Here is a 24,593-nt window from a genome sequence, read left to right as displayed (position 1 = left end):
AAGGAACAAGGACCTCAGACAATGGCAAATCCAACCGCTGCGGTGCTGGTCATTGGCGACGAAATCTTGTCGGGGCGCACAAGGGACACCAATACCTACCATCTCGCTGGGCAGCTGACCGAGGCCGGGATCGACCTCAAGGAGGTGCGCGTTGTGTCCGACGATAGCGATGCCATTATCGCCGCTACACAAATACTTTCAAAGACTTACGACCATGTCTTTACGTCAGGCGGAATCGGCCCGACCCACGACGACATCACTGCTGATTGCATTGCCGCTGCCTTCAACGCGACAATCGACGTGCGCGACGACGCCCGGGCGATCCTTCAGGCCCACTATGACCGGCAGGGCATGGAGTTGAACGATGCACGCTTGCGGATGGCACGTATTCCGCAGGGCGCCACATTAATCGAAAACCCCGTTTCGACCGCGCCTGGGTTTCAACTTGAAAACGTCTATGTGATGGCCGGTGTGCCGTCGGTTTTCCAGGCGATGGTTGCAACGGTTCTGCCGACCTTGAAAGGCGGAGCGCCGCTTGTTTCCACATCCACCCGGATCGAGCGTGGTGAGGGCGATATCGCCGGACCCCTCGCAGACCTGGCCGCCAGGTACAACGACCTGAGCTTTGGCTCGTATCCCTATACAAAAAATGGCGTTTATGGCGCAAATATCGTGGTTAGGGGGAGCGATTCCGAGGCGGTTGCAGCGGCCACTCGGAGACTGATCGATCTGTTCTCGGATGCTGTGAGATGACACGCCCCACATCGTCCAAGTTGTTTCTTGCATTGGATGCAACATGGCCGCCCTTGAGGTTTGTGAATCTGCCACCCTGGACCTTGCGGGAAGGTGCTGGTGGCGGTCAGCGGGTCTCCGCGGCAACGGCTGCAGCTGACCTTTGCAAAGACGATATAACAGCGGCGGAAGTCGGAATGCGGGACCTCCAGCAACACCCCTTGTTCATGTTGCGGCCAGGCGACGACGCCCTCGATGAATGGCTGAAGGCCCGCAATTACGACATTGTGGACCCCGTCGCGATCTATCTGATGCCGATCAAAGACCGCCCCCATGACGTGCCTGACACCACAATCAAATCGACTTGGCCCGCTTCCACTGTTGTGCGCGCGCTTTGGGAAAAAGGCGGCATTGGTCCAGCTCGGGTCGCGGTGATGGACCGCGTGAGGAACACAAAAACCGTGCTTGTCGCCAAAGGCGCGACCCAATGTCTAGGAGCGGCCTTTGTCGCCAAATCAGACGATATCGCCATGTTGCACGCCCTAGAGGTTGCCCCGGAGTCGCAACGCCGTGGGATCGGCACCTGTTTGATGCACGCCGCCGCCCAATGGGCGAATCAAACAGGTGCGGAATGGCTCGCGCTTATGGTGACCCGCGCCAACTCGCCGGCAAATGCTTTGTATCGCACACTTGGAATGTGCGACGTTGGGCAGTATCACTATCGTCGTGCACCACAGGCAAAGTGATGATCCGGAACGCCTTTTTAGCTCTCTTGATAACTGTCAGCCCCGCAGCTGCATTGGATCTTTCGATCCCCCGTGGGGTTGAGACCCGCCGCGAGGCATCGCCTGCGTCCACCGTCAGACTGCCCAGTTCGGCCTGGTCCGCGGAAATTGCCCCTCCTGTGGTCGAAGGTGCTATCCGCAAACGCACGCTGCGCGTTGGCGGAGGCGCGCAAACAACGCTCCAACTTTTACGCCCGCTCCGCACAGCCTTGCTTGAAGGCGGGTACGTCGAAGTTTACGAATGCGAAAGCCTAACCTGTGGAGGCTTCGATTTCCGCTTCCAGCTTGATCTTCTCGGCGAGCCAGAGATGCACGTCGATCTTGGTGATTTCAGATATATTCTGATGGAAAACTCAGATGAGGCCACAACGGACGCCCGTCAGGTTTCGATTGTGGTCTCGCGCGATGCGCAAGTGGGCTATGTCCACATCACCGAGGTTTTCCCCATGAGACTTCCGCGCGAGGACGCGTCGTTGGCGCCGTCTACTCTCTCGGCGAACGCATCCGGCGACCTGCATTCGGACCTTGAAACAAGGGGACATGCCGTTCTGGACGATCTGGATTTCGGGTCTGGCGCGTCTGAGCTTAGCGATGCCGCATCCGAAAGCCTGGCCGATCTTGCGGCATGGCTGCGCGCCAATCCAAACGTCATAATTGCCATCGTCGGGCATACCGATGCCGTCGGCAGCCTTGCTGCAAATACGGCGCTGTCACAGCGTCGCGCCGAAAGCGTGCGTGGCCGCCTTCGAGATGGCTACGATGTGGATCCTGCGCAAATGCAGGCCGATGGCGTCGGGTTTTTGGCTCCGATTGCATCAAACCTGACCGAAGCCGGACGCGCAGAAAACCGCCGTGTCGAGGTTATTTTGCTGTCCGACGGCACCTGATCCCACGAAAAGAAACGGGCGCCCTAGGGCGCCCGAGTTGATTTTTATAGAGGGAACACTCGTCAAAACAGAGAGGATGTTACCAGCTGTCCGGGCCCTTCTCGGCGAAGGAATGGACAAGGAAATCGATGAACGCGCGTACCTTGGGCTGGGTGAAACGGCCCGGTGGGTACACAGCGTAGATGCCTTGGGTTTCGATCGGAAGCTCTGGGATCGCTTCTTCCACAAGGCCCTTTTGCATCGAGTCTGCATATAGGAAGGATGGTAGATAGGCGATGCCAAGACCTGCAATAGCGGCATTCAAAAGCGACTGGCCATCGTTGACCGTAAGCCAACCGGCGGTACGAACCTGCCGCTTTTCACCCGAAGGTGCGGTCAGCTTCCAGACGTTTCCGCTGGAATTGTTCGAATAATGCAGAAGCTTGTGTTCGTTCAGGTCGTCAATCTTCTGGGGGCGACCGTACTTCGCAAAGTAGTCCGGGGATGCGATCATCCGACGGTTGGTTTCGCAAAGTTTGCGGGCGCGCAAAGTGCTGTCTTCCAGCTCGCCAATGCGGATCGCAAGGTCGAAGCCTTCCGAGATCAGTTCCACATAACGGTTGTTGAGCACCATGTTCACCGTGATGTCCGAGAATTCCTGAAGGAAATCGCCAAGCACCGGTGACAGATGATTTACGCCAAAATCGGTCGCCACGGAAATCCGCAGCAGCCCGGATGGCGCTGATTGCATCGAGGTGACAAGCGCGTCGGCTTCACCTGCATCATTTAGAACGCGGCGGGCGCGGTCGTAGTACGCAAGGCCAATCTCCGTCGGAGACACCCGACGCGTTGTGCGGTTCAGTAGGCGCGCACCAAGCCGGGCTTCCAGAGACGAGACGTGTTTTGACACGGCTGATTTCGAGATACCCATTTTCTTGGCAGCGTCTGTGAACCCGCCCTGATCAACGACGGTTGCAAACGCCTCCATTTCGGTCAGTCGGTCCATTAGGAGCTTTACCCTTATTCTTTTGCGCCCCCCGGCAAACACCTCTGTGATGGTGAAATCAGGCAAGAATGCGGAAAGTCCCCGACAATTTCCCGGTATTGTCGGGATCGTTTTAGGATGGGAAACGACCGAGCAAAGCTCAAAATACAACTATTTGGTTTATTATCAATATATTAAGCACTAAAGGCCTGCCGCAAGTCGTGCGCCCTGATCTATTGCCCTTTTTGCGTCCAATTCTGCCGCAACGTCAGCGCCGCCAATTACGTGAACTTCAACGCCCCGACCCTCAAGCGCCGATCGAAGGCGTCTTTCAGGCTCCTGACCGGCGCAAAGGACGACCGTATCGCATTCAATCAGTGCGGGGCCATCCGATGTCGTCACATGCAAACCATGTCTGTCGATCAGAACATAGTCTGTCCCGCCCATCATCTTTACGCCCTTCCTCATCAAGCTTGTCCGGTGGATCCAGCCGGTCGTTTTGCCCAGCCGCTTGCCCGGACGCTCGGCCTTTCGCTGCAACAACGTCACTTTGCGCGGTGATGGCGCCGGCGAAGCCCCTTCTGGCGCGAGGCCACCGCGATGCTTGCCCGGGTCTGATACCCCCCACTCTTCCTTCCAAAGATCAAGGTTTTCCGCCGGGCTTTCACCGTCATGGGTCAAAAACTCTGCCACATCAAAGCCGATGCCGCCCGCACCCACAATCGCGACGCGCTTGCCCGCAACCGCGCGACCCGTCAGGATATCGACGTAGTTCACGACTTGCATCCCGCCGGAGGTCGGAATCCCGGGATCGCGCGGGACAACACCCGTCGCGACGATCACATGGTCGAACCCCACCAAATCGTCGGCCTCCCCTTCGACTTCGAGCCGCACATCAACGCCATGCTCGACCAACATCGTCCGGTACCAATCGATAAGACCAAAGAACTCTTCTTTGCCCGGCACCTTCTTGGCCATGTTCAGCTGACCTCCGATTTCCTTCGCCCGATCAAACAATGTCACAGCATGCCCGCGCTCAGCCGCAACAATCGACGCAGACAATCCAGCAGGCCCCGCCCCCACAACCGCGATCCGCTTGGGCGCATTCGTCGGCGTGTACTGAAGCTCGGTCTCATGGGCGGCTTGCGGATTGACCAGACAGGACGCGACTTTCATTTCAAACGTATGATCAAGACAGGCCTGATTGCAGGCGATGCAGGGCGCAATTGTCGCCGAACGCCCGGCGTTCGCCTTCGCAACGAAATCCGAGTCCGCCAGAAACGGGCGCGCCATCGACACCATATCGGCGCAACCATCGGCCAAAACACTTTCGGCAACTTCGGGCGTGTTAATCCGGTTCGACGTAATCACCGGGATCGACACCTCGCCCATCAGCTTCCTTGTAACCCAGGTGAAGGCACGACGCGGCACGGACGTCGCAATTGTCGGGATGCGGGCCTCGTGCCACCCAATGCCGGTATTCAGGATCGACGCACCGACCCCTTCGATCGCTTTTGCCAATGTCACGACCTCGTCCCAAGTCGAGCCATTCGGCACAAGATCAATCATCGACAAGCGATAAATCACGATGAAGTCGTCGCCAACCGCAGCCCGCACACGCCGGACAACCTCCACCGGTAAGCGCATACGGTTTTCATAAATTCCGCCCCAGCGATCGGTCCGCCGATTGGTGTGCGTAACCAGAAACTGGTTCAGGAAATACCCTTCCGATCCCATTATCTCGACACCGTCATACCCTGCGTCGCGCGCCCGCGCCGCAGCCGTTGCAATGTCGGCTATCTGCTTTTCGATCCCATCTTCATCCAGTTCGCGCGGTGCAAATGGCGAAATCGGAGATTTAACCGCAGAAGGTGCAACACATTCCGGACTATATGCATACCGCCCTGCATGCAGGATCTGCATTGCAATCCGACCACCTTCCTCATGCACCCGCCCGGTTACGCGGTGATGGTTTGCAATATCCTCGGGCTTGAACAACCCCGCAGCGCCGGGCAGCACACCCCCCTCGCGGTTTGGAGACATTCCTCCCGTCACAATCAGTCCGACACCGCCTCGCGCCCGCGCGCCATAGAACGCAGCAACCCGGTCAAAATCGCCAACTTCTTCCAATCCCGTATGCATCGAGCCCATCAGCACCCGGTTCGGCAGCGTCACGTGCCCAAGGTCCAAAGGTTGGAAAAGATGGGGGTAATCGGTCATGGCTTTGCCCTTTGCGAGTGTGTCCAGACCCTGGCCGAAGCTCGCGGCCCTGTCACGTGGGAACGCGGCGTCAGATTGTGTCGTGGTCCAGATTGTTCCGCCCGCATGGATCGGCTAACGTCGCGACAACAACAAACAAACGCGGGGCGGTCGAGCGGGTGACAGTGCTTGCAAAATACCAGCGGCTGGAATCCGAGGGTGTCTGGCGCGCCGATGATGACGCGCAAAGGCGCGATATCTTCGTCGCCATCGGAGACGCAACGCTCACGTTAACCGACCTTAACGAGGTCGCCCTCACCCACTGGTCCCTGCCTGCCATCCGCCGTCAAAACCCCGGCACGCGACCCGCGATATACGCCCCAGGCGATGACACTCCGGAAACGTTGGAAATTGCCGACGACGAAATGATCGACGCGGTGGAAAAAGTGCTTCGCGCTGTGCGCCGCCAAGGTCGCCATCCCGGGCGTCTTCGAACACTGATCTTTAGCGGCATCGGCGCGGCAATCCTTGGCCTGGGTGTTTTCTGGCTGCCCGGCGCGCTTTCAAAGTACGCCTCAAGCATCATTCCCGAAGCCACACGCGACAGCATCGGGGCACGGCTTACTTCCGACATTGAACGGCTGACGGGGGCGCATTGCGAACAACCAACAGCCCGGGCAGCCCTTGACCGGTTGACGGAACGCCTGTTTCCCGGTGACAGCCTGACCGTACTCATTCTTCCTTCGGCGCTTGAAACGACGCAACATCTGCCAGGCGGCACGTTGTTGGTCAGCCACAAGCTAGTCGAAGACTTTGAAACGGTGGATGTCCTTGCCGGTTTCCTTCTGGCCGAAAACCTCCGACGCGTTGAAAACGACCCGTTCGAGCGCTTGTTAAAAGACGCAGGCCTTGGCGCAGCATTTGGACTTTTGACGACGGGGGACATGTCTGGGGACGACTTGCGCGCCCATGCCGAGCGCCTGATCGTGGCTAATCGGGCGACGCTCGACAGCCGCGCGCTTGCGAATCAATTTATCCTTACAGAAGTGAAACCCAACGCCTATCTCACGGCTGTTTCCCCAGCGGCTGAGACGGTCGAGATCCTGGCGAATGCAGGCGCACAAATCCCGACCTCCCCGCTTTTGACGGACAGCGAGTGGATCGCGCTTCAACAGATTTGTGAGGCCTAGTTCCCGCGCCGAACCATCGGCACATCGTTAGACCAAATCCGCAACATTGCCGCGTCCCCTGCAGACGTGCGCGGCCCCCGGTTCGGATTAAGCCGGCCGTCATTCCACGCCGGCCGGAACCCCTTTGGTGAGAAAGCGTTAGCAGGTACTGCGCGCTTTGAAACGACCGGCGCGGACGTCGCCGCCGCACTGACCGAGACCGGAGACGTCACGAACACTCTTTCGGTTGCTCCCGAAAACGTCGGCACTTCGTCGCAAATCGGAGCGCGTGAAGCATCAAGTCGTGCGACCCAGACAATCGCGTCATTCATCTCAGCGCGACTGAAAGCACATCCCTCACTGTCAACAAACGCGCGCCCGATGTAATCGTCCGGCGGCATTTGCGCTGGAGAGCCTGTGGCCGCCACTGCGGAAATGACAAAAACCGCTAAACTACCAATATATGCGCGCATGGATCGATCCTTCCCCAAGATGTTGTGGCTAAAATGACTTGACTACCCAGCCCTGTAAAGAGCGTTTAGCCTATTTTGTCCCAAACATCCGATCTCCCGCATCGCCAAGCCCAGGCACAATATAACCAAGCTCGTTCAATCGCTCATCAAGCGACGCTGTGACCACGGGTACGTCCGGATGCGCTTCTTTCATGCGGGCCACGCCTTCGGGCGCAGCCAGCAGACAGAGGAACCGAATGTCCGTCGCCCCGCGCTCTTTGATAAGATCAATCGCCGCAACCGATGAATTACCGGTCGCAAGCATCGGATCCACGGCAATGACCAATCGATCCGACAATTCGCTCGGCAACTTACAATAGTATTGCACCGGCTTCAGCGTTTCTTCATCGCGGTAAAGCCCGACAAACCCAACTCGCGCCGACGGGATCAGATCAAGCATCCCATCAAGCAATCCGTTGCCTGCGCGCAAGATCGACACCAGCGCAAGTTTGCGACCGTCAAGAACGGGCGCTTGCATCGTTTTGATCGGCGTTTCGATCTCGCGCGTGGTCATCGGCAACCCGCGTGTCACCTCATACGCTAATAAGTGGCTGATTTCTCGTAAAAGCTGGCGAAACACCGCCGTAGACGTGTCTTTATCCCGCATTAGGCTCAGCTTGTGCTGAACAAGCGGATGGTCGACGACAGTCAGATGCTTGCTCATGATGGCTCCATTCGTTTCAAAAGTTTCGCTTTCGTTTGCGCGTCGCAAAACGCGGCCTCCAGACTGGTACGGGCGATCTCGTCGAAGACCCCCTCGTCCCACTCAAAGGCATCTGCCAAACGGTTGTATTCATTCACCATCGTCGTGTGAAAGAACGGCGGGTCATCGGTCGAGACCGTCACCTTCACGCCCCGCTCCCTAAGACGATGGATCGGGTGAGAGTGCCAGTCAGGATAAGCACCCAAGACCACGTTTGACCCCGGACAGACCTCAAGAACAATCCCGTCTTTCACCAAACGGTCCACCAAAGTCAGGTCTTCGATCGCGCGCGCACCGTGGCCAATGCGTTCAACGCGGAGATCGTCCAGCGCATCGCGTACGCTTTCAGGCCCGCCCCATTCGCCGGCATGCGCCGTCAGCCGCAATCCCGCCTCGCGGGCGCAATCAAAGCTCCACTCAAAATCCTTAAGCTTGCCAGCTTTCTCGTCGCCCGCAATTCCGAACCCCACGATCCAGTCACCAACCGTTTCCGCCGCACATTTCGCCGTTTCGCGTGCTTTATCAGGGCCAAAATGTCGGATGCACGTGACGATCCCGCGCAACACAATTCCATGTTCGGCCTCGGCAGCATCGGCCGCCTCACGAATAGCCGCAAGGTATTCGCGCCAGGCCCCCACATCGCGGTTCCCACAGAAATCCGGCGACAGAAACGTCTCAGAATAAATCACACCCGATGCGGCACTTTCTTCCAAAACCGCCGTCGTCAGCCGCGCAAAATCCTCAGGTGTGTGTAACACGCTGGTCGCCGCCTCATAGACCTTCAGAAAGTCCCAAAAGTCCTTGTACTTATACCCGCCGCTTTCATCGAAAATCCCTGACAGATCGACCTTCTTTTCTGCCGCTAAGCCGCGAATGAACCCAGGGGGCGCCGCCCCTTCGTGATGAAGATGCAATTCGACTTTCGGCATTTGAGAAACCGTCACAGAAAACTCCTTCCGGGCCCTTGCGAAGGGACTCCAAGATGCGCCGCCACTGAAGCGGCCACATCAACAAAGGCGACCTGTCCAATCGGCTTTGCACCAACGCCCAAGCCCAAAACCGGGACACGCTCGCGCGTGTGGTCTGTCCCGATCCAGGTCGGGTCATTCCCGTGATCTGCGGTGAACAGCACAAGATCGCCCGGACGCATAGCGGCCTCGATCCGGGGCATTTGAGTGTCAAACCATTCCAGCGCAAGCGCATAGCCTGAAACATCCCGACGATGGCCGTAAAGACTGTCGAATTCCACGAAGTTGGCAAAGGTGAACGTACCATCAGACGCCTCGGCCATGATATCAAGCAGATGCTCCATCAAAGTAGCATCATCGCCCTTACGCACCTCGTCGATCCCACGCATTGAGAAAATATCGCCTATCTTTCCAACGCCAGAGACATGCCGCCCCGCTCCCTGCACCCAGTCGCACAGGGTTGGCGACGGGGTCGCGATTGCGAAGTCCCTACGATTTCCCGTGCGCTCAAACGCCAGCGGTTCACCCACGAAGGGCCGCGCAATAACGCGCCCAACTTTCATGCCGTGCAGCGTCGGCGCAAGCCCCCGGCACAGGTCCAGAAGGCGCTCCAGACCAAAGTACTCTTCGTGAGCCGCAATCTGAAAAACGCTGTCCGCAGACGTATAACAAATAGGCCAGCCGGTGCGGATATGCTCTTCGCCAAGACGCGCAATAATCTCGGTGCCGGACGCGTGGCAGTTGCCCAATATCCCGTCCGTCCCCGCAAGCCGCGCCACTTCTGAGGTCAGCTCCAACGGAAACGTAGGGTTGGCGTCAGGAAAGTACGTCCAATCCCACGGAACGGGCACACCCGCCAATTCCCAATGCCCGGACGGAGTATCTTTGCCGGGCGAAACTTCCGTCGCCGCGCCCCAAAGGCCCCGCTCCGCGTCCGGCAATCCCGCAGTATCATCGCCCGAACTCAACTTCACCGCACTTTTCAATCCAATGCGTGCAAGATTTGGCACCAGAAGCGGGCCGCTGCGCCCCTCCTCTGCATCACCGGCCGCGCAGGCACCAGCAATATGTGCCAGCGTGTTCGCGCCGGTGTCCGGGGTGTCGCCATTAAAAAACTTATCCGCGTCCGGTGCGCCGCCAATACCGACGCTATCAAGGACAATAATAAACGCGCGCGCCATCAGCCTACCTTCGCCACGATCAACGACCCGGGGCTTGCGGCCTCACCAATTTCAACCGACGCTAAAAACGCCTTTTCAGCTTCCTGTGCCGCGCGCTCGCTTGCCGCATGAAGACGCGCCAGCGGCTGCCCCTTTATCACGCGCGTGCCCAGCTCCAGGATCTCAGAGTATCCGACCGAAGGATCAATCCGCTCGCCGCCCTTCAGACGGCCGCCGCCCATGTGGACCACGCCGATGCCAATCCCGCGCCCGTTCAATGCCGCAACAACACCTGCCGTAGGTGCCGGAATTTCGCGGATCACATTGGCCTCCGGCAATCGCCGCTTCCAGTCGCTTGCGAAATCTTTCGGCCCGCCCATTTCGGCGATCATCCGATCAAAAATCTCGGCTGCCTTACCGCTGGTAAGGGGTTCGCTCAGTTTTATTGCGGCCGTTTCGGCCTCGGTCTCAATCCCGGCAAGAACCAACAATTCAGCTCCAAGCGCCAAGGTCACCTCAACCAGTCGCGAGTTTTTCGGCGCTGTCAGCGCCTCCATTATTACGGCCACTTCCAATGCATTGCCTGCCGCCGGGGCCAGTGGCTGATTCATGTCGGTGATCAAAGCCGCCGTCTTGCAGCCCGCACCATTGGCCGTCTTCACCAACGCTTCAGCCAGCGCTGTCGACGCTTCAAGACTTTCCATAAAAGCGCCAGAACCAGTTTTGACGTCCAAAATTAACGCCTCAGGACCTGCCGCAAGTTTCTTGGACAGGATCGACGCTGTGATCAGATCCACACTCTCCACAGTCGACGTTACATCGCGCACCGCATAAAGCCGCTTGTCCGCCGGTGCCATGTCGGATGCTGCCGATACAATCGCACAACCGATGTCGCGCGTCATCTTGCGGAATCGCGCCTCATCAACATCCGTCGACACGCCGGGGATCGCCTCAAGTTTATCAAGCGTTCCGCCGGTGTGCCCCAAACCGCGCCCCGAAATCATCGGCACAAAGGCCCCCGCCGCGGCCAACATCGGCGCCAACAGCAAAGACGTACAATCGCCAATCCCGCCGGTCGAATGCTTGTCGATGACCGCGCCCGGCAAATCCCACTCTAAGACATCGCCCGAATCCCGCATCGCCAACGTCAACGCCACACGTGCGTCTTCCGACAGGCCGTTGACACAGGCCGCCATCGCGAATGCCCCGGCCTGCGCATCGGAAACGCCCCCCGAAGCCAAACCCCGTGCGAACCAATTCAGCTCGGCCTGCGTCGGCTCCTCGCGGTCACGTAATTTCCTGATGATGCGGGGGGCGTCCATCTCTCAGACCTGATCCATGTGGCCTGCCACGAACGCACCCGGCAAAAGGTCGGCCACGGCCATCTCGAGGTGCGCGCCTTCTGTCGTTGCCATGGTGATCTGAGCACCACTTTCGGCGAACTCTGCCAGCTTTTGCCGACATCCCCCACACGGCGGCACGGGCGACGGGCTTTCAGCAATAACCGCCACTTCGATAAAGCTAACCTCACCGGCCGCAATCATCGCAGCGATCGCCCCCGCTTCAGCACATGTGCCTTCAGGGTAGGCCACGTTCTCGACATTGCAGCCCACAAAAACAGCCCCCGACGCAGTCTTCAGCGCGGCCCCTACCTTGAACTTTGAGTAAGGCGCATAGGCGTTTTCCCGCACACGCGCGGCATCGTCGATCAGGCTCATCAGGAGCTCTCCCTCGGGCTTTTCCCAAGCGTGACCCGAGGGACAGCCAAGCGCAAGGGCGCTCAGACGGAAATCGTGCGAAACGCGCCAGGAAGCGCGACTTCCAGAAATTCGATATCGTCCGTCGGATCGGCGTATCTGGTCATCATCTCGGGCGGGATCACGAACGCGTCGCCCGGAGAAAGGCGGAACGGGTCTTTGCCCTCGCCCTCCAGTGTCATCGTGCCCTCCATTACGAAAGTAAACAAAATATCGCCCTCATGACGCGTCCATTCCGGTACGCCTACGCCACGTCGCACGACATGGACGCCCGCGACCCCATCGGTATTGACCTCGATCGTTGTGTCCCGACTTTGATACCCCGGCAGTCGAAACGCGCTCCATTTCGCCTCATCGGCCTTATGATGCACAAACCGTTGGCCCTGAAAGCGGCGTTCCGGATCCACTGAGGCGTTCGGCAGCTCCATGTCATGATCAATCGTTGTGACATGCTCGGCAGGCACGCCAATCTCGATGACCTCGATATTATCGCTTGCGTAAAGTACCCGATGGCGAATTTCCGGTGGCTGGATCACGCAGTTTCCCGCGAACAAACGGAACGGTTCGCCTTGATCCTCATAGACAAGATCAACCCAACCCCGGTAACAAAAAATAAGCTGAAACCCAACCGTATGATAGTGAACCATGTCCGGCACCGGCCCGCCGTCCGGAATGCGGATGTGACTTGCGATGATGGACCCGCCCAGTCGCGACGGGATAAGATCACGGTACTGCATGCCCGCACGGCCAATCACCCAAGGGGCTTGGTCGGCAAGACGCCGCACGACAAAAGCATACTCGGTCTCAGGCAAAACGAAGGGCGGGTTCAGCGCGTCAATCTCAATCCGGGTACCATTTGGCGCGCCCAGCACACGTTGACCGTCCGCAAATCCGTCCGGATCTTGCGTCAAAATGCGAAGCGTTCCGGGCGGCTCAGTCGCGTTTGCGTCTACCCGCACCCGAAGGCCATGTCCGGAAAATACCGCTACAGTGGGATCATCCGCCGGATAGATCGTGTCCATCCGCATCTTCAACACTTTGGTAAAGAACGGAATATCGTCGCGCAGTTCCTTAGTCGGAAGTCGTACTTCGGCACGGATGTCGGTCATTCTTGCTCTCCTCGCCCAATGTGCCGCAGACTGCCGTCCATAAAGTCGTAGCGCAAGCCTGTCACCTTGACGTCGTTTCTGGCTCAGGCTAAGCGCAGACAAACAGATTGTTTAACGTTAAACAAAATTCGGGAGGGATGGGATGACAAGCGATCCGAAACAGGAGGCGCTCCGAAAGGCAGCCCTTTATTATCACGCCAACCCCAAGCCCGGAAAGCTCGAAATACGCGCCACGAAGCCTCTGGCAAACGGGCGCGATCTGGCCCTTGCCTACTCACCCGGTGTGGCGGAAGCCTGCCTCGAGATTAAAGCCAATCCTAAAACTGCCCGCGACTACACTGCCCGCGGCAACCTTGTCGCAGTGGTCACCAACGGGTCCGCGGTACTTGGTCTTGGCAACATCGGCGGCCTTGCGTCCAAGCCGGTGATGGAGGGCAAAGCCGTCCTGTTCAAAAAGTTCGCGAATATTGATTGTTTCGACATCGAGTTGAACGAAAACGATCCCGAAAAGCTCGCCGATATCGTCTGTGCGCTTGAACCCACATTCGGCGCGATCAACCTTGAAGACATCAAAGCGCCGGATTGCTTTATCGTTGAGAAAATCTGCCGCGAGCGAATGAACATCCCGGTGTTTCACGACGACCAACATGGCACGGCAATCGTCGTCGGTGCCGCCGCCACCAACGCCTTGCGCGTTGCCAGCAAGGCATTCGAGGACATCAAAATCGTCTCCACCGGTGGCGGAGCCGCCGGCATCGCCTGTCTGAACATGCTTTTGAAGCTTGGCGTTAAACGCGAAAACGTCTTCCTCGTCGACATCGAAGGCCTCGTACATGAGGGCCGCGAGAAAGATATGACCCCGCAAAAAGCAGACTACGCACAGCCAGGGGGGGCGCGCTCGCTTGCTGATGTGATCGACGGCGCTGACCTGTTTCTCGGCCTTTCCGGGCCAGGCATCCTGACGCCGGAAATGGTAAAGAAAATGGCCGCGCGTCCAATTATTTTTGCGCTCGCAAATCCAACGCCTGAAATCATGCCGGAACTCGCGCGCGAAGTTGCTCCCGACGCCATTATTGCAACCGGTCGCTCGGACTATCCAAATCAGGTCAACAACGTCCTGTGCTTCCCGTTCATCTTCCGTGGCGCGCTTGATGTGGGTGCCACAACCATCAACGACGAAATGAAAATCGCCTGCGTTGAAGGTATTGCCGCTTTGGCCCGCGCAACCACAAGCGCCGAAGCCGCCGCCGCCTATAAGGGCGAGCAACTGACCTTCGGCGCCGACTACCTGATCCCGAAGCCCTTTGATCCTCGCCTGATAGGTGTCGTCGCAAGTGCCGTCGCGGGTGCGGCCATGGAAACCGGGGTAGCAGAGCGACCACTCGAAGACATGCAGGCCTATAAGCACAAGCTTGACGGGTCGGTCTTCAAATCCGCCATGCTAATGCGCCCGGTATTTGACGCCGCAGCAACTGCCCAGCGCACGATCGTTTTTGCCGAAGGCGAAGACGAACGCGTTCTGCGGGCCGCCAATGCAATGCTCGAGACGATGACGGACAAGCCGATCCTTATCGGACGTCCAGACGTCATCGAAAGCCGGATCGAACGCGCGGGCCTTGCCATTCACGCAGGCGTCGACTTCGAGGTGGTGAACCCGGAAAACGATCCCCGCTATCGCGACTACTGGCAGACATATCATGGCCTGATGGATCGCCACGGTGTGACGCCTGACCTGGCGCGCGCCGTAATGCGCACCAATACAACCGCAATCGGCGCGGTCATGGTCCATCGTGGCGAAGCCGACAGCCTAATCTGTGGAATGTTTGGCCAATATCTGTGGCATCTAAATTACATCAATCAGATTTTGGCCACCGACGGCCTCCATGCGATTGGCGCGCTCAGCCTGATGATCCTCGAAGATGGCCCTATGTTTGTCGCCGACACCCAAGTCTACCCGGAGCCCACACCACATCAGGTCGCCGAAACCGTGATCGCTGCCGCGCGCCATGTGCGACGCTTCGGGCTTGCTCCCAAAATCGCGCTTTGCTCGCATAGCCAGTTCGGGAATCTTGATTGCGAAACAGGCCGCCGGATGCGTGGCGCAGTCGACATCCTCGATAGCGAACCGCGCGACTTTGAATACGAGGGCGAAATGCACGCCGACGTAGCCCTTGATCCCGAATTGCGCGCACGCATCATGCCGAACGCGCGCTTTGAGGGGCCTGCCAACGTGTTGGTCTTCGCCAACACTGACGCGGCCTCAGGCGTTCGGAATATCCTCAAGATGAAGGCCGGAGGTCTTGAGGTTGGACCCATCCTGATGGGCATGGGAAACCGCGCGCATATCGTGACACCGTCGATCACCGCCCGTGGCTTGCTGAACATGTCAGCCCTCGCGGGGACGCCTTTGTCGCTCTACAGCTAAGCGATTCTCGGCGCGAGCGCTCTCTGCCGTCGCGCCGACTTTGCAAGTTTGCAATCGCAAGGCCATGTGGCCGCGTCAAAAGCATAACGCCACGGGATTTGCAAAATTTTGCAACCCCTGATCGCAAACTCTGCAAATATTTTGCGATAAACTGCCACGCCCAGCCCCGCAAAGCTTGCCCGAGGCCCATCTGTGGCCCTATTCCGTAAGCAACTCGAGGAGGAGGGACCCATGGGCTATCGCGATGTCTATCTAGCTGCACAAGCAGACCCGGACGCTTTTTGGATGGAGGCGGCGAAAGCCATCGATTGGGTCACACCGCCAAGCCGCGCGCTGAACGCGGATGCTGCACCGCTTTATGAGTGGTTCACCGAGGCGCAAGTTAACACATGCTGGAATGCCGTTGATCGCCATGTCGAGGCTGGCAACGGCGCCCGCGTGGCAATCATTTACGACAGCCCAATTACCGGCGCGAAAAGCACCACTACATATAAAGAACTACAGACACAGACCGCATCGCTCGCGGGGGCGCTTGCGGCCAAAGGCATCAGTAAGGGCGATCGCGTCGTCATCTATATGTCGATGGTTCCTGAAGCGCTTGTTGCAATGCTCGCCTGCGCGCGGATTGGCGCGATCCACTCTGTCGTGTTCGGCGGTTTTGCAGCCCATGAGCTTGCAGTGCGCATTGATGACGCCAAACCCAAAGCCATCATCGCCACGTCCTGTGGCGTCGAGCCGGGGCGCATCGTCGAATACAAACCGCTTCTTGATGCCGCCATCGACATGGCCGACTTCAAGCCCGACTTCACCATTATTTTCCAGCGAGAACAGGCCGTCGGCACCCTGATCGAAGGGCGCGACTTCGACTGGAACGATGTGCAAAGCGGTGTCGCCGCTGCCGACTGTGTCCCGGTCTCCGGCGACCACCCGGCCTACATTCTCTACACCTCAGGCACGACCGGACAGCCTAAAGGCGTCGTGCGCCCGACAGCCGGCCATCTGGTTGCGCTGCATTGGACGATGAAAAATATCTACAATGTCGAACCCGGCGACGTGTATTGGGCGGCCTCAGACGTCGGCTGGGTCGTCGGCCACAGTTACATCTGTTACGCGCCGCTCATCCACGGCAACACCACCATCGTCTTTGAAGGCAAGCCTGTTGGAACCCCCGATGCAGGCACCTTCTGGCGCGTCATTCAGGAACACAAAGTCAAAGTCCTCTTCACGGCTCCGACCGCCTTCCGCGCCATCAAGCGTCAGGACCCGAAGGGCGAACTTGTCGCCGATTACGACCTTTCGTCGCTCCAGACGCTTTATCTCGCCGGAGAGCGCGCCGACCCCGACACAATCGAATGGGCCGTGAAGATGCTGAACGTGCCTGTCATCGACCATTGGTGGCAAACTGAAACGGGTTACGCGATCGCTGCCAACCCAATGGGGATCGAGGCGCTGCCCGTCAAAATCGGCTCACCGTCTGTCGCTATGCCGGGTTGGGACATCCAAATTCTCGATGAAGCCGGGCATCCCTTGCCACCGGGCGAGCTTGGCGCGATTGCCGCCAAACTGCCGCTTCCTCCGGGCACACTTCCCACGCTCTGGAACGCCGAAGACCGCTTCCGCAAAAGCTATCTCGATCATTTCCCCGGCTACTACGAAACCGGAGACGCAGGCTACGTCGACGACGACGGCTACCTCTACATTATGGCACGCACTGATGACGTCATCAACGTCGCCGGCCACCGGCTGTCCACGGGCGGAATGGAAGAAGTCCTTGCAGCCCACCCGGACGTCGCGGAATGCGCAGTCATCGGTGTGACGGACGAGTTGAAGGGCCAGCTTCCGGTTGGCTTTCTTTGCACCAACTCAGGCACAACGCGCTCGGACGCGGAAATCGTGGCAGATTGCGTCAAGCTTGTCCGCGATAGCATCGGCCCCGTCGCCGCCTTCAAACTCGCTTGCGTCGTGCCGCGCCTGCCGAAAACGCGGTCGGGCAAAATCTTGCGCGCGACCATGGTGAAAATCGCCGACAGCACTGACTTTAAGATGCCAGCAACCATCGACGACCCGGTCATCCTTGACGAAATCAAGGACGCTCTCCAAGGCATCGGCTACGCCAAAAGCTAAAGCGCCCAGCACGCGTCTGTTCAGCGCGAAATCACACGGCTAAGGTGCCCGGAACATGCCCCACCCTTCTTATCTTCGCCCAGTCGGGGAGATTGACCTATAAGGCAAACGTATCGCGGTAGAACCCGCCCCGGCCCTAACTGGCGCGGAGACTGCGGCATCACCGACGACGGGGTGCAGAGACTTTTGCAAGACCTCGGCGCAGAAATCCGCCCCGTTGAAACCAAGCACTTCGGCAAAACCGCCCCCAAGGCAGCAAAGTCGAGGCCCTTTCGACACTGGCCCCCAACGAGCCCGTCGTCTTCTTTGACACTGACACGCTATTCACCGGCCTTATCGATCAAATCTCATTTGATTTAGACCATCCCTCGGCCTCGATGGCCCGATCCGCCGCTCTATAGCCCCGGATATCACTATCGCCATTTCAATCGGGATTGGTTCTTCGGCCGCGCCCTACAAGACTTTCGCGACCGGAGTCTTGCTGTGATGACCAGCCCGCGCGATGACCCGATGGAAGAACTTACCGCGCGAAGCCTGTTTCCCTGGATTGACCAGTTCGTCCTGTCCGTCGTCGTCTCAGCCTTGGGTCGCGGTTGTCCCGGCCCTGCACCGGATGGCCTCGACGGCGAGATGACACTGCACTGGCGCGCCCTGCCGTTTTTTTTGTGCACGTACAGGCGACGCACAATTGGTCTTCTTCGAGGACCAGACGCGCGCGCGAACAAAACCAAACGCGCCCGGATAGAAAGAGACCGTCTCTGGATGCGCTGATCCTTGCAATCTGAACGCCGCGCGAGCAGGTTAAAGGCGGGGCACGAAAACCAACGAACGGGCACAAATATGGCACAGCGAGATTCCAAGCATGACGTGATTGACCTAATCGCGGACAGCTTCGCTCCGGCCGCGCCCAACCTTGTCCGCCAAATGTTCAACGCAGCAGGCGCACGCGCGCCAGACGTTATCTGGTCCCCCACTGACGTAGAAATCCGCAATCCACTATTGCGCGAATTCGCTGCCATATGCCGGGTGCTCGCGCGCGATGACGGCACATTGCCCGACGGTGATATCAACCTCGATGTTTTCGGGGACCTTAAGGAATGGATCATGATGATCGAGCCCGTCGAGGGCGAGAATAACTTTCTTTACACCTACTACGGCGCAGGTATTGCCCAGAACTACGGGCGGGATTTGACCGGCCATCTCACGTCGGAAATCGCCGGCCATGTCGGCACGTTTTTCACCGGTCTGTACAGCGCAATGATTGAGCGCGGCCAATCCGTATATTCCGAGCATGAGCCGCCGCAGCACATCTTTGTGCGGGCCTGGCAACGCTATATTGTCCCACGTGTGAACGATGCGGGCGCGGTCACGGGATTTTTGGCCCTTAACGTCCCGGAGAACGAACTGCGCGCGGGACTCGAGCTGATGATCGACCCGGTCATGGTCGTCACAGAGGACGAAAAAGTCGTCTATGCAAACCGTGCGGCGCAAACCATGTTCGACCTTCCCGTCGTGCGCCGCGACGAAGCATTTGAACCGGCCACGGGCATGCCGCTGAACGCGCCGTATTCTCCGGTCGAAATGCTCGCGCAGCACCGCGTCGAGGACTCTGTCCAACTGACGATCCGCGGAGCTATTGTCGAACGCCTTGTGGTGACCGTCAGCGCAGCCCAATACAAAGACACCGTCTATTACGTGGTTGTCATGCGCCTGATCGGCATCTGATCCGGCATTGCAGCCCGCACGGCACTATTCTAGGATCCGACCAACTTAATTCAGGGAGACCCAAAAAATGTCCGAACGCCAACTAGGCTTTGATACACTTCAAATTCACGCCGGTGCGCATCCGGATCCGGCAACAGGCGCCCGCCAGGTCCCGATCTATCAGACAACGGCATATGCCTTTCGCGACGCCGATCACGCCGCAAAACTCTTCAATCTGGAAGAAGTTGGCTATATCTATTCGCGCCTGACCAATCCGACCGTGTCGGCCCTCGCAGAACGCATCACCCACCTTGAAGGCGGCGTAGGAGGCATCTGCTGCTCGTCCGGTCACGCCGCACAAATTATGGCTCTGTTCCCGCTGATGATGCCCGGCTGCAATATCGTGGCCTCCACCCGTCTCTATGGCGGCTCCTACACGCAGCTTACCCATACCATCAAACGCTTCGGCTGGTCGGCAAGACTTGTCGACTTCGACGACCTTGACGCCGTCAGGGCCGCCGTCGACGACAATACGCGCGCGATCTTCTGCGAAAGTATCGCGAACCCCGGCGGCTACATCACTGACCTCGACGCCATTGGCGAATTGGCCAATGACGTGGGCCTGCCGCTTATCGTCGACAACACATCGGCCACGCCGTACCTCTGCCGACCGATTGAACATGGTGCGACGCTTGTTGTGAACTCAACGACAAAATACCTCACCGGCAATGGCACCGTGACTGGCGGCGCAATTGTAGACAGCGGCAAGTTCGACTGGGCGGCTTCCGGCAAGTTCCCCTCGCTCGCATCACCTGAAGCTGCCTACCACGGCCTCAATTTCTACGAAGCTCTGGGCGGAATGGCGTTCACATTCCACTCGATCGCTGTCGGTCTGCGCGACCTTGGCATGACGATGAACCCGCAAGGCGCGCACTACACGCTGATGGGCATCGAGACGCTGTCGCTGCGCATGGACAAGCACGTGGCCAACGCGCAAATAGTCGCGAATTGGCTTGAAAACGATCCTCGGATCGAAAAAGTCACCTATGCAGGTCTCAAAAGCTCGCCCTACTATGACCGCATAGAGCGCATTTGCCCCAAAGGTGCAGGTGCGCTGTTCACCTTCGCAATCAAAGGAGGCTACGACGCCTGCGTGAAGCTGATCGACTCCGTTGAACTGTTCAGCCACGTCGCCAACCTTGGCGATGCGCGCTCGCTGATCATCCACTCGGCGTCCACAACGCACCGCCAATTGTCGGACGAACAGCGCGTCGCTGCTGGCGCTGACAACAATGTCGTGCGCGTGTCGATTGGCATTGAAGACCCGGCCGATATCATCGCCGATCTTGATCAGGCACTTGCAAAAGCCACGGCTTAACGGATCGACCGGGGCGGCCCTCCTGCCCCGGTCCTGCTCCTTAAGGGAATATCATGGTCGACATCGCCACCCGAGTCTGGAACCACAAGTGGAAGATCGACCCGATTGTACGCTCGCTGATCGACGACGACTTCTACAAATTGTTGATGTGCCAGTCGGTGTTTCACAACCACCCCGACACCCGCGTCACCTTCAGCCTGATCAACCGCGCAAAGCATATTCCGCTGGCGAATCTGATCGACGAAGGCGAACTGCGCGAACAGCTTGACCATATCCGATCCCTGTCCCTCAGCCGTGGCGAAAGCACCTGGCTGCGCGGCAATACCTTCTACGGCAAACGCCAGATGTTCAGCTCGGACTTCATGACATGGTTCGAAAATATGCGCCTGCCAGACTACCACCTCGAACGCGTTGGCGATCAGTATGAGCTTACTTTCGAAGGCTCCTGGCCCGAAGTTATGCTCTGGGAAATCCCCGCCCTTGCCGTCTTAATGGAGCTGCGTGGCCGCGCGGTTCTCAAAGACATGGGCCGGTTCGAGCTTCAAGTGCTTTACGCTCAGGCCATGACCCGCGTCTGGGAAAAAGTCGCGGGTTTGCGCGGCATCGACGACCTTCTCCTCGCCGATTTCGGCACGCGGCGTCGCCACTCGTTCCTGTGGCAGGACTGGTGTGTGCAGGCGCTCAACGAAGGGCTTGGAAAAAATTTCATTGGCACTTCCAATTGCCTGATCGCCAAAAACCGCGATCTCGAGGCGATCGGCACAAACGCCCATGAATTGCCGATGGTCTACTCCGCATTGGCCACTTCGGATAAAGACCTCGCTCAAGCCCCTTACGATGTCCTCGCCGATTGGCAGGAAGAACACGACGGCAACCTGCGCATAATTTTGCCCGACACCTATGGCACCGAGCGGTTCCTTCAAAATGCGCCGGACTGGCTCGCAGGCTGGACAGGCATTCGCATCGATTCCGGCGATCCTGAAATCGCAGCGGAAAGCGCGATACGTTGGTGGAAAGATCGCGGCGAAGACCCGTCAGAAAAGCTGATCATTTTCTCCGATGGCCTCGACGTCGACAAGATCATAGAACTTCATGGCAAATTCTCGGGCCGCGTCCGCGTCAGCTTCGGCTGGGGCACGATGCTCACTAACGACTTCCGTGGCCTCGTCCCAAACGACGCGCTGGCGCCATTTTCAGTGGTCTGCAAAGCCGTCTCGGCCAATGGCAATCCGACAGTGAAACTCAGCGACAACCCGCGAAAAGCCATGGGCCCCAATTCCGAGATCCAGCGCTATAAGCGTGTTTTCGGAGTCGGTGAACAGGAAGCGCAAGACGTCATCGTCTAGACGGCAACCTTCACCCTTGCTGTGATCGGAAGGTGGTCCGACGCAACCCTGGTCAAAGACGTCTCAACAACCGCGGCATCCCGTAAAGTGACCCTGGGACCTAAAGCGAAACGATCCAACGCAGCCACGGGGCGAGACGCGTGGAAGGTCGCGCCGGGTGCATATACTTCGTAGTCAGGCAAGGCTGAAAAACCACCGGCCGCGCCCCACTCATTGAAATCGCCAAGGATCACCGTCGGACGATCGCCCATTCTGGACATCCGATCCAATATGGCGCGGTATTGTTGCCCCCGCGAGCGGCTCAAAAGCCCCAAGTGTACCGCCACAATCCGCATATCGACGCCGTCCCTGACAATGTCTGCGATGACTGCACCGCGTGGCTCAAGCCCTGGCAAATCCAACACCTGAACACCGCGGCATTCCACGTCCGGCCCCAAAAGTACTGCATTGCCATGCCATCCAAGGCTGACATCGTTTCGTCCGGCGCCAATCGGGGTGTAGTCCGTTTCGCTTTTAATCATCCAAAGCGGCAATGCCGCGGGACGACGTCCAAGCCTGCGATCTGCCTCCTGCAACGCCACCACATCCGCACCAAGGCCGTTCAGACCCCGCAGAATGCGCAGAGGGTCACGCTTGCGATCCAAGCCAACGCATTTACGAATGTTCCAACTGGCGAGCGTAAATTCATCCATGTTCAAAACTGCGGCGCTCTCCTTTTGTCGGCTCTGTTGATCACATAAGATCGAATTTATGAATTTCGAGTGCGTCCGATACCTGACCCCCGCGGTTCGGGGACCTCTGGCCGTTGCCTCTGGCGTCGCGCTTTTGACGCGGCAATGTACAAATGCCTTCGTGATCATCACCGCCCTCATCCTTACTTTGTTACTAAGGATCTTTTCCAACCGCTTTCATATCCAACTTCCACTCAGCTTCCTCGCCGCAATTTTTCTCTTCCTTTTTGGAGCACAGTTCTTAGGTGAATTATCTTATTTCTATAATAAATTTTGGTGGTGGGATGTCCTTTTGAGCAGCAGTTCCACCGTGGGTTTCGGTATCATCGGCTTCCTATTCGTCTGCTATCTCTTCCCGGGCGATCGCTACGACGCGCCTCCCTCGACCCTTGGGCTCATTGCCTTTACCGTCGCGCTTTCCATCGGTGCGCTTTGGGAAATATTCGAAATCGCGATGGATCGAATATTTAGGCTGAACAGGCAGAAAAGCAGCCTTGTCGACACCATCTGGGATCTGATCGCCGACACGATCGGGGCCAGTTTCGGCGCGATCTCCGGCTTTTTCTGGCTCAAAGGTCAAAGCGTCGGGCTTTCCGGCATGATCGAAGAGTTCGTCCAGAACAATCGATCGCTTTTCAGACGCCTCGGTATTAGGCCAAAAACAGGGAAGAGTGATTGATGCCCCCGCTGGTGCGTCTGTTCATTCGCCAGGGCCTCTTCGGTCTGGCGCTCGGCATCGTGTTCGCAATGCTTGTTGTCGGTTTCAACGTCGCCAATCTGCGCCACCTCGTCGTGAAGGTCGAAGGAGGTACGCTGGCGTTCTGGCTTTTGGCGTTTTTCAGCGGCTCGGTCTTCGGCGGCGCACATATCGCCATCACGGTGATGATGATGGCCGGCAAGGAAGACGGAGAAGAGTGACGGGACCACCGCGACCGTAAGGGTGCTTAAATTCCCGAAGACCTGTATGTACAGGTGGGCGCCAGGTAAACAGACCAGGGTCCGCACAGAGCCAGCTCCCTAGGAATTGAGTAAGGCCACTGGAATTTGACCCGGACACGAGAAGGGCAGAACCGTCACCACTCAAATAGGCCCCCCATCGGCCCTAGACAAGGGGCCAAATCCGCCCAGCACTAATCAGTCTTGATAAATGTTTACCTTTTGTTCAAAAATGTCAGATGCCCGACGATCTGTCCCTTCCCGAAAAGAAACCCGGCCAGCTTTTGGCCCGTGGTGTCTGTCGGCACTTATCTAGCCATGACTTTGTCACGGTCGAAGAACTGACGCCAACCTCTGGCCTGCGCGTTGACGTTATGGCGCTTGGCCCGAAAGGCGAGGTTTGGGTGATCGAATGTAAATCCAGTCGCGCTGATTTTCAGTCTGACAACAAATGGCAGGGCTACCTAGAATGGTGCGACCGCTTTTTTTGGGCTGTCGACGAAGACTTCCCGACCGACCTGCTGCCGGACGACACCGGCCTCATCATCGCCGACGCCTACGACGCCGAAATCCTGCGCATGGCGCCAGAGGAAAAGATCGCGCCTGCGCGGCGTAAAGTGATGGTGCAGAAATTCGCCCGCCACGCCGCCACAAGATGGCACGCGGCGCGCGATCCCGACTTTATCCCTTCTTGGGGCCTTTAGAAGACATCGCGCGCGCGCGCGCTGCTGCCGCCCTAATTTCTTCCGCGATCTCTTCGGCCTCTTCCGGATCGAAATCCATCGGGATATCGATCCCATTGCCTTCGATATAGAGACGCACCATCCCAAGCTCGGTGGGACCAATCTGCAAATTGGCTTCGATCTCTTTTTCGCTGTTGATGCCCATGTGCGGCCCTCCTGACGCCGTGGCCTAGCTTTGACCGCCGCCAGACGCAAGGTGATCAATACTTGACAAAATCAAGTAGACTGCAAAATATTTGATAAAATCAAGGAATAATGCTC

General features: G+C 58.1%; 24 protein-coding genes. 13 read left to right on the top strand and 11 right to left on the bottom strand.

Annotated features, from left to right (window positions below):
- Window positions 1–21 precede the first annotated feature (21 nt).
- Genes Q1B15_RS22425 through Q1B15_RS22415 form a run of 3 tightly spaced genes read left to right on the top strand, consistent with a single transcriptional unit; the run spans window position 22 to window position 2,404 of the window.
- Window positions 22–753, top strand: coding sequence for a molybdopterin-binding protein (locus tag Q1B15_RS22425; protein ID WP_299758291.1), 732 nt, complete (start codon window positions 22–24; stop codon window positions 751–753).
- A complete protein-coding gene (locus Q1B15_RS22420; RefSeq protein WP_299758288.1) occupies window positions 750–1,478 on the top strand; it encodes a GNAT family N-acetyltransferase in 729 nt (242 codons plus the stop codon). Before Q1B15_RS22425 ends, Q1B15_RS22420 begins: the two co-directional genes overlap by 4 nt.
- Window positions 1,478–2,404, top strand: coding sequence for an OmpA family protein (locus tag Q1B15_RS22415; protein WP_299758285.1), 927 nt, complete (start codon window positions 1,478–1,480; stop codon window positions 2,402–2,404). The genes Q1B15_RS22420 and Q1B15_RS22415 overlap by 1 nt, the downstream gene beginning before the upstream one ends.
- A 79-nt stretch (window positions 2,405–2,483) precedes the next feature.
- Here Q1B15_RS22415 and Q1B15_RS22410 read toward each other — a convergent pair whose 3' ends face one another.
- Together Q1B15_RS22410 and Q1B15_RS22405 are read right to left on the bottom strand one after the other, a co-directional pair.
- Window positions 2,484–3,389, bottom strand: a complete 906-nt coding sequence (locus tag Q1B15_RS22410) for a LysR family transcriptional regulator (protein WP_299758282.1) — start codon at window positions 3,387–3,389, stop codon at window positions 2,484–2,486.
- A 180-nt stretch (window positions 3,390–3,569) separates the two neighbouring features.
- Entirely contained in the window at window positions 3,570–5,588 is a 2,019-nt protein-coding gene (locus tag Q1B15_RS22405; RefSeq protein ID WP_299758279.1) for an NADPH-dependent 2,4-dienoyl-CoA reductase, read from the bottom strand.
- A 158-nt stretch (window positions 5,589–5,746) separates the two neighbouring features.
- Between Q1B15_RS22405 and Q1B15_RS22400 the strand changes: the two genes are divergently transcribed.
- On the top strand, window positions 5,747–6,757 hold the full coding sequence (locus Q1B15_RS22400; RefSeq protein WP_299758277.1) for a hypothetical protein: 1,011 nt from the start codon (window positions 5,747–5,749) through the stop codon (window positions 6,755–6,757).
- Here Q1B15_RS22400 and Q1B15_RS22395 read toward each other — a convergent pair.
- The 7 genes from Q1B15_RS22395 to Q1B15_RS22365 all read right to left on the bottom strand — a co-directional run bounded on the left by Q1B15_RS22395 (window position 6,754) and on the right by Q1B15_RS22365 (window position 12,945).
- Window positions 6,754–7,209, bottom strand: coding sequence for a hypothetical protein (locus Q1B15_RS22395; protein ID WP_299758275.1), 456 nt, complete (start codon window positions 7,207–7,209; stop codon window positions 6,754–6,756). The two genes, Q1B15_RS22400 and Q1B15_RS22395, sit on opposite strands and share 4 nt — an antisense overlap.
- 70 nt (window positions 7,210–7,279) lie before the next feature.
- On the bottom strand, window positions 7,280–7,912 hold the full coding sequence (upp, locus tag Q1B15_RS22390; RefSeq protein ID WP_299758273.1) for a uracil phosphoribosyltransferase: 633 nt from the start codon (window positions 7,910–7,912) through the stop codon (window positions 7,280–7,282).
- A complete protein-coding gene (locus tag Q1B15_RS22385) occupies window positions 7,909–8,880 on the bottom strand; it encodes an adenosine deaminase (RefSeq protein WP_299758310.1) in 972 nt (323 codons plus the stop codon). The genes upp and Q1B15_RS22385 overlap by 4 nt, the downstream gene beginning before the upstream one ends.
- 11 nt (window positions 8,881–8,891) lie before the next feature.
- Complete coding sequence (locus Q1B15_RS22380; RefSeq protein ID WP_299758270.1) at window positions 8,892–10,100, bottom strand: phosphopentomutase; 1,209 nt, start codon at window positions 10,098–10,100, stop codon at window positions 8,892–8,894.
- On the bottom strand, window positions 10,100–11,401 hold the full coding sequence (locus tag Q1B15_RS22375) for a thymidine phosphorylase (RefSeq protein ID WP_299758266.1): 1,302 nt from the start codon (window positions 11,399–11,401) through the stop codon (window positions 10,100–10,102). Before Q1B15_RS22375 ends, Q1B15_RS22380 begins: the two co-directional genes overlap by 1 nt.
- 3 nt (window positions 11,402–11,404) lie before the next feature.
- The gene (locus Q1B15_RS22370) at window positions 11,405–11,797 is read right to left on the bottom strand and encodes a cytidine deaminase (protein ID WP_299758263.1); all 393 of its coding nucleotides are present in this window, start codon (window positions 11,795–11,797) and stop codon (window positions 11,405–11,407) included.
- 62 nt (window positions 11,798–11,859) lie between these two features.
- Complete coding sequence (locus tag Q1B15_RS22365; RefSeq protein WP_299758260.1) at window positions 11,860–12,945, bottom strand: cupin domain-containing protein; 1,086 nt, start codon at window positions 12,943–12,945, stop codon at window positions 11,860–11,862.
- Window positions 12,946–13,087: 142 nt separating this feature from the next.
- Between Q1B15_RS22365 and Q1B15_RS22360 the strand changes: the two genes are divergently transcribed.
- The 6 genes from Q1B15_RS22360 (at window position 13,088) to pncB (ending at window position 21,922) form a co-directional block, all read left to right on the top strand.
- Window positions 13,088–15,370, top strand: a complete 2,283-nt coding sequence (locus tag Q1B15_RS22360) for an NADP-dependent malic enzyme (protein WP_299758257.1) — start codon at window positions 13,088–13,090, stop codon at window positions 15,368–15,370.
- A 231-nt stretch (window positions 15,371–15,601) separates the two neighbouring features.
- Window positions 15,602–17,494 carry an AMP-binding protein gene (locus tag Q1B15_RS22355; RefSeq protein ID WP_299758254.1) on the top strand — a complete coding sequence of 631 codons (1,893 nt, stop codon included), beginning with the start codon at window positions 15,602–15,604 and terminating at the stop codon, window positions 17,492–17,494.
- A gap of 486 nt (window positions 17,495–17,980) precedes the next feature.
- Entirely contained in the window at window positions 17,981–18,265 is a 285-nt protein-coding gene (locus Q1B15_RS22350; RefSeq protein ID WP_299758251.1) for a hypothetical protein, read from the top strand.
- Between the two features lie 69 nt (window positions 18,266–18,334).
- Window positions 18,335–19,219 (top strand): PAS domain-containing protein, encoded by an 885-nt coding sequence (locus Q1B15_RS22345; RefSeq protein ID WP_299758248.1) that lies wholly within the window; start codon window positions 18,335–18,337, stop codon window positions 19,217–19,219.
- Between the two features lie 67 nt (window positions 19,220–19,286).
- Window positions 19,287–20,576 carry an O-acetylhomoserine aminocarboxypropyltransferase/cysteine synthase family protein gene (locus Q1B15_RS22340; RefSeq protein WP_299758245.1) on the top strand — a complete coding sequence of 430 codons (1,290 nt, stop codon included), beginning with the start codon at window positions 19,287–19,289 and terminating at the stop codon, window positions 20,574–20,576.
- 53 nt (window positions 20,577–20,629) lie between these two features.
- Window positions 20,630–21,922 (top strand): nicotinate phosphoribosyltransferase, encoded by a 1,293-nt coding sequence (gene pncB, locus Q1B15_RS22335; RefSeq protein WP_299758243.1) that lies wholly within the window; start codon window positions 20,630–20,632, stop codon window positions 21,920–21,922.
- Here pncB and Q1B15_RS22330 read toward each other — a convergent pair.
- Window positions 21,919–22,614: an endonuclease/exonuclease/phosphatase family protein gene (locus Q1B15_RS22330; RefSeq protein WP_299758241.1), complete on the bottom strand. Its 696-nt coding sequence runs from the start codon at window positions 22,612–22,614 to the stop codon at window positions 21,919–21,921. The genes pncB and Q1B15_RS22330 overlap by 4 nt on opposite strands.
- Window positions 22,615–22,774: 160 nt before the next feature.
- Here Q1B15_RS22330 and Q1B15_RS22325 point away from each other — a divergent pair, with 160 nt between their 5' ends.
- The 3 genes from Q1B15_RS22325 (at window position 22,775) to Q1B15_RS22315 (ending at window position 24,293) form a co-directional block, all read left to right on the top strand.
- Entirely contained in the window at window positions 22,775–23,332 is a 558-nt protein-coding gene (locus tag Q1B15_RS22325) for a hypothetical protein (RefSeq protein WP_299758239.1), read from the top strand.
- A complete protein-coding gene (locus Q1B15_RS22320) occupies window positions 23,332–23,571 on the top strand; it encodes a hypothetical protein (RefSeq protein WP_299758236.1) in 240 nt (79 codons plus the stop codon). The genes Q1B15_RS22325 and Q1B15_RS22320 overlap by 1 nt, the downstream gene beginning before the upstream one ends.
- Window positions 23,572–23,828: 257 nt before the next feature.
- A complete protein-coding gene (locus tag Q1B15_RS22315) occupies window positions 23,829–24,293 on the top strand; it encodes an MmcB family DNA repair protein (protein ID WP_299758234.1) in 465 nt (154 codons plus the stop codon).
- Here the strand turns inward: Q1B15_RS22315 and Q1B15_RS22310 are convergent.
- Window positions 24,271–24,477: a DUF6324 family protein gene (locus Q1B15_RS22310; protein WP_299758231.1), complete on the bottom strand. Its 207-nt coding sequence runs from the start codon at window positions 24,475–24,477 to the stop codon at window positions 24,271–24,273. The genes Q1B15_RS22315 and Q1B15_RS22310 overlap by 23 nt on opposite strands.
- Window positions 24,478–24,593 lie beyond the last annotated feature (116 nt).

Source organism: uncultured Boseongicola sp. (genome assembly GCF_937988555.1).
GTDB lineage: Bacteria > Pseudomonadota > Alphaproteobacteria > Rhodobacterales > Rhodobacteraceae > Boseongicola.
The sequence above is the reverse complement of the archived record's forward strand: the minus strand, read 5'-3'. Positions and strand labels throughout refer to the sequence as shown.

Coding starts and splice junctions, on each gene's coding strand:
- Q1B15_RS22380 (WP_299758270.1), bottom strand. CDS start 10,100: ATGGCGCGCGCGTTTATTATTGTCCTTGATAGCGTCGGTATTGGCGGC.
- upp (WP_299758273.1), bottom strand. CDS start 7,912: ATGAGCAAGCATCTGACTGTCGTCGACCATCCGCTTGTTCAGCACAAG.
- Q1B15_RS22320 (WP_299758236.1), top strand. CDS start 23,332: ATGCCCCCGCTGGTGCGTCTGTTCATTCGCCAGGGCCTCTTCGGTCTG.
- Q1B15_RS22310 (WP_299758231.1), bottom strand. CDS start 24,477: ATGGGCATCAACAGCGAAAAAGAGATCGAAGCCAATTTGCAGATTGGT.
- Q1B15_RS22405 (WP_299758279.1), bottom strand. CDS start 5,588: ATGACCGATTACCCCCATCTTTTCCAACCTTTGGACCTTGGGCACGTG.
- Q1B15_RS22330 (WP_299758241.1), bottom strand. CDS start 22,614: ATGGATGAATTTACGCTCGCCAGTTGGAACATTCGTAAATGCGTTGGC.
- Q1B15_RS22345 (WP_299758248.1), top strand. CDS start 18,335: ATGGCACAGCGAGATTCCAAGCATGACGTGATTGACCTAATCGCGGAC.
- Q1B15_RS22360 (WP_299758257.1), top strand. CDS start 13,088: ATGACAAGCGATCCGAAACAGGAGGCGCTCCGAAAGGCAGCCCTTTAT.
- Q1B15_RS22315 (WP_299758234.1), top strand. CDS start 23,829: ATGCCCGACGATCTGTCCCTTCCCGAAAAGAAACCCGGCCAGCTTTTG.
- Q1B15_RS22340 (WP_299758245.1), top strand. CDS start 19,287: ATGTCCGAACGCCAACTAGGCTTTGATACACTTCAAATTCACGCCGGT.
- Q1B15_RS22425 (WP_299758291.1), top strand. CDS start 22: ATGGCAAATCCAACCGCTGCGGTGCTGGTCATTGGCGACGAAATCTTG.
- Q1B15_RS22355 (WP_299758254.1), top strand. CDS start 15,602: ATGGGCTATCGCGATGTCTATCTAGCTGCACAAGCAGACCCGGACGCT.
- Q1B15_RS22415 (WP_299758285.1), top strand. CDS start 1,478: ATGATCCGGAACGCCTTTTTAGCTCTCTTGATAACTGTCAGCCCCGCA.
- Q1B15_RS22395 (WP_299758275.1), bottom strand. CDS start 7,209: ATGCGCGCATATATTGGTAGTTTAGCGGTTTTTGTCATTTCCGCAGTG.
- Q1B15_RS22350 (WP_299758251.1), top strand. CDS start 17,981: ATGACCAGCCCGCGCGATGACCCGATGGAAGAACTTACCGCGCGAAGC.
- Q1B15_RS22370 (WP_299758263.1), bottom strand. CDS start 11,797: ATGAGCCTGATCGACGATGCCGCGCGTGTGCGGGAAAACGCCTATGCG.
- Q1B15_RS22365 (WP_299758260.1), bottom strand. CDS start 12,945: ATGACCGACATCCGTGCCGAAGTACGACTTCCGACTAAGGAACTGCGC.
- Q1B15_RS22410 (WP_299758282.1), bottom strand. CDS start 3,389: ATGGACCGACTGACCGAAATGGAGGCGTTTGCAACCGTCGTTGATCAG.
- Q1B15_RS22385 (WP_299758310.1), bottom strand. CDS start 8,880: ATGCCGAAAGTCGAATTGCATCTTCATCACGAAGGGGCGGCGCCCCCT.
- Q1B15_RS22375 (WP_299758266.1), bottom strand. CDS start 11,401: ATGGACGCCCCCCGCATCATCAGGAAATTACGTGACCGCGAGGAGCCG.
- Q1B15_RS22420 (WP_299758288.1), top strand. CDS start 750: ATGACACGCCCCACATCGTCCAAGTTGTTTCTTGCATTGGATGCAACA.
- pncB (WP_299758243.1), top strand. CDS start 20,630: ATGGTCGACATCGCCACCCGAGTCTGGAACCACAAGTGGAAGATCGAC.